This is a genomic window from Pelagimonas sp. (assembly GCF_058892305.1).
Genome location: NZ_JBZXVN010000017.1, coordinates 252,022 through 255,140, shown reverse-complemented (window position 1 = coordinate 255,140; position 3,119 = coordinate 252,022). Strand labels below are relative to the sequence as shown.

The window sequence follows — 3,119 nt, the reverse complement described above, 5'->3', positions numbered from 1 at the left end:
CGTCTAAACGAGGATGAGACATTCCTTGAAACCTATCGCCGCATTGGCATGCCGCCCTTCAAAGAGGCGCTGTATGGCGAAGAGGCAAACAAACGGTCCAAGGCAGCCTGATCCGATGACAAACACATCTGCCGGATTTCCCGGCCGCAACACCGGGGCGGTGCCCGATTGGGACGCCCTTAAGGAACGCGTAGAGGCCCTGAACGCCCGCTACCGCCATCACTCCGCAACAGCGGTGCTTGAAGGTGCCCTGCGCGACCCCGAAGCCGGACGCATCGCCATGGTGTCGTCCTTTGGGGCAGAAAGCGTCGCGCTTTTGCATTTGGTGGCGATGGTTGATCGGAAAACCCCGGTTTTGTTCATCGACACGCGTTTGTTGTTTGCCGAAACGCTGGTTTACCAACAGGAGCTTGCCGAACGGCTGCATCTGGAAAACCTGCAGATCATCCGGGCCAGTCAGGCCGTGCTAGACAAGCATGACCCGTATGGTGCCTTGAAACTTTCCGACCGGGATCGCTGTTGTGATCTTCGCAAGACCCAGCCATTGGAACAGGCGCTTGATGGGTTTGACGGTTGGATCACCGGTCGCAAGCGCTACCAAAGCGCGTCGCGCGCCAACCTCGAGTTCTTTGAGCTTGAAGAGGCGACAGGCCGGATCAAGGTCAATCCATTGGCCCATTGGGGCCCCGATGATGTGCGGGTTTACATGGAAGAAAACCGCCTTCCCAAACACCCGCTGGTGGCCCAAGGCTATCCCAGCATTGGCTGCCTGCCTTGCACAAGCAAGGTCAAGCCCGGCGAAGACCCCCGAGCGGGTCGCTGGCGCGGCGAAGAGAAAGAAGAGTGCGGCATTCATTTTGTGGATGGCCGCGCAATACGCCCCGGCACAACCGCCGAAGGTGAGACACAAGGAGAAACGGCATGAGCGTTATCGTGACCGACAGCGGCTTTGCCGCAGATGACTGGACCGGCGCATTTGACGGTGAAACCGCGATTGATCTGGCGTCTGACGTCGATGCCAGCACCGTGGCCTTTGACAACGCCGAGATCATCCGCGTCGATTTCCCAAGCTTTGCTGATGGCCGTGGGTTTACCATTGCCCGCCTGTTGCGGCTGCGCGGTTACACGGGTCGGTTGCGCGCCAAGGGCCATGTGATCAACGAACAATACGCCATGGCGCGGCGCAGCGGTTTTGATGAGGTTGAGATCAACGATGATCTGGCCGCCCGTCAGCCAGAAGACCATTGGACCGCCCGCGCCAATTGGCAAGAGCATGATTATCAGGCGCGGATGCGCGGTTAATCCCCCAATAGGTTGAGCAATAAAGCCGCTGCCGGTCATTTCGAACGGGCAGCGGCGTCGCGCGCGTTTCGTTTCAGACCGAGAGACGGTGTTTCGATTTCGCTAGACCTGACATATATCAAAGCTAAATCTGAATTACCGGTTTTATAAACCGGCAAAGGAATCATGACAGAGATGACCGCAGTGACAGACGCCCCCGTCAAAGAAGCCAAAAAGCCGGCGATGCCGGATGCGCAAACCGTAACCGAAGTCAAACATTACACGGACCGTTTGTTTTCGTTCCGCTGCACCCGCCCCGCCTCGATGCGGTTCCGTTCGGGTGAATTTGTGATGATTGGCCTGATGGCGATGAACGAAAAGACCGGCAAGGAAAAGCCGCTTTTACGTGCCTATTCGATTGCGTCGCCAAGCTGGGACGAAGAGCTGGAGTTTTATTCGATCAAGGTCCAGGACGGCCCGCTAACGTCGCGCTTGCAACACATCAAGGTGGGCGATGAGATCATCCTGCGTCCCAAACCGGTTGGGACATTGGTGCATGACGCGCTCTTGCCGGGCAAACGGATTTGGTTCTTTGCCACCGGCACCGGGTTTGCGCCCTTTGCGTCGCTCCTGCGCGAACCGCAGACCTATGAAGATTACGATGAGGTCATCATCACCCACACCTGCCGCGAAGTGGGCGAGCTAACCTATGGCCGTGATCTGATCGAAGATCTGAAAACCGACGAATTGCTTAACGAAGTGATCGGCGAAGGTTTCTGGAAGAAGATCAAATACTATCCGACCACCACCCGCGAAGAGAGCCCCAAGATGGGCCGTATCACCGATCTGATGCGCTCAGGCGAAGCTTTCAAGGATTTGGGTGTTGCGCCGCTAAACGCCGAAACCGATCGCGCGATGATCTGTGGCAATCTGGCCTTCAACCTCGAACTCAAAGAGATGTTCGAAGAGTATGGCCTTGAAGAAGGGGCAAATTCGGACCCCAAACATTACGTCGTTGAAAAGGCGTTTTTGGACTAAAACCGGTTTTTTGGGCCGATTTCGGCCCGCTTAACCCGATATGCACTTCTTTCTGGCCTCTTTGCTCCAACGTAAACTTGGAGGCCAGAATGGACACCACCCCACATAAAACGCCAGCCCCACCAGAGACGCCGCCGAACAATGCGTCGAGCGCGTTTTCAGCGATCAAAGCAAAGCGGTTGCAGATTGATCATCTTCTGACCCGCTATGACATCCGACGCATTTCCCCGATTGAAATTGACTGCCTCGTTGAGGATATGGCGAAAGCTGGCCAACCGGTGAATGCCGAGTTGCTCATGCTTGCCAGCTTTGGGAAAAGCTTTTTGGATCATTTGGCACAGATGACCGGCCAACCCTACAACGCCTCAACTCAGGTCAATCTGATTGACGTTGCGCAAGCTCAGCGTGATGTAGCGGCTCGGGCGGAGGCACATTTAGAAGATTGGGATCAGTTCCTGACCTTTTTGCATGTATTGGAAGAGCGATCTGATAGTTTGCTAAACGCGGGCCCCGCTTAACCGAGACCCAGAGCAAAAAAAGGCCGCGAGGAATCCCCGCGGCCTTTGTTGTCGAAAAGCTGTTGGCTTAGAGGCCAAGCGCGCCTTTGAGCTGATCCAAAATGCCCGCAAGCCCATCTGGGTTGCTTTTGGCCTGCTCCAGCAATGCTTTGGCACCGGTTTTGGCGACCAGGTTCAGATCAGATCCGTCGATATACTCGCCGACCTTATCATAATCAAAGCCATCCACGGTTAGCAGATCAGCAATACCCGGCGTGGTCGCAGCTTCGGCAGCTGTATCAG

At 55.8% G+C, this 3,119-nt stretch carries 4 protein-coding genes and 1 pseudogene; 4 read left to right on the top strand and 1 reads right to left on the bottom strand.

What is annotated here, in order from left to right; translation table 11 throughout:
• Window positions 1-115 precede the first annotated feature (115 nt).
• The 4 genes from AC5EFR_RS07805 (at window position 116) to AC5EFR_RS07790 (ending at window position 2,837) form a co-directional block, all read left to right on the top strand.
• Window positions 116-925, top strand: coding sequence for a phosphoadenylyl-sulfate reductase (locus AC5EFR_RS07805; RefSeq protein ID WP_299927286.1), 810 nt, complete (start codon window positions 116-118; stop codon window positions 923-925).
• Window positions 922-1,302: a DUF934 domain-containing protein gene (locus tag AC5EFR_RS07800; RefSeq protein WP_493575287.1), complete on the top strand. Its 381-nt coding sequence runs from the start codon at window positions 922-924 to the stop codon at window positions 1,300-1,302. Before AC5EFR_RS07805 ends, AC5EFR_RS07800 begins: the two co-directional genes overlap by 4 nt.
• 165 nt (window positions 1,303-1,467) lie before the next feature.
• On the top strand, window positions 1,468-2,319 hold the full coding sequence (locus tag AC5EFR_RS07795) for a ferredoxin--NADP reductase (RefSeq protein WP_493575286.1): 852 nt from the start codon (window positions 1,468-1,470) through the stop codon (window positions 2,317-2,319).
• Window positions 2,320-2,408: 89 nt separating this feature from the next.
• Window positions 2,409-2,837: a hypothetical protein gene (locus AC5EFR_RS07790; protein ID WP_493575285.1), complete on the top strand. Its 429-nt coding sequence runs from the start codon at window positions 2,409-2,411 to the stop codon at window positions 2,835-2,837.
• A 67-nt stretch (window positions 2,838-2,904) separates the two neighbouring features.
• Here the strand turns inward: AC5EFR_RS07790 and AC5EFR_RS07785 are convergent.
• Window positions 2,905-3,119: pseudogene (locus AC5EFR_RS07785) on the bottom strand (hypothetical protein); the annotation flags it as partial.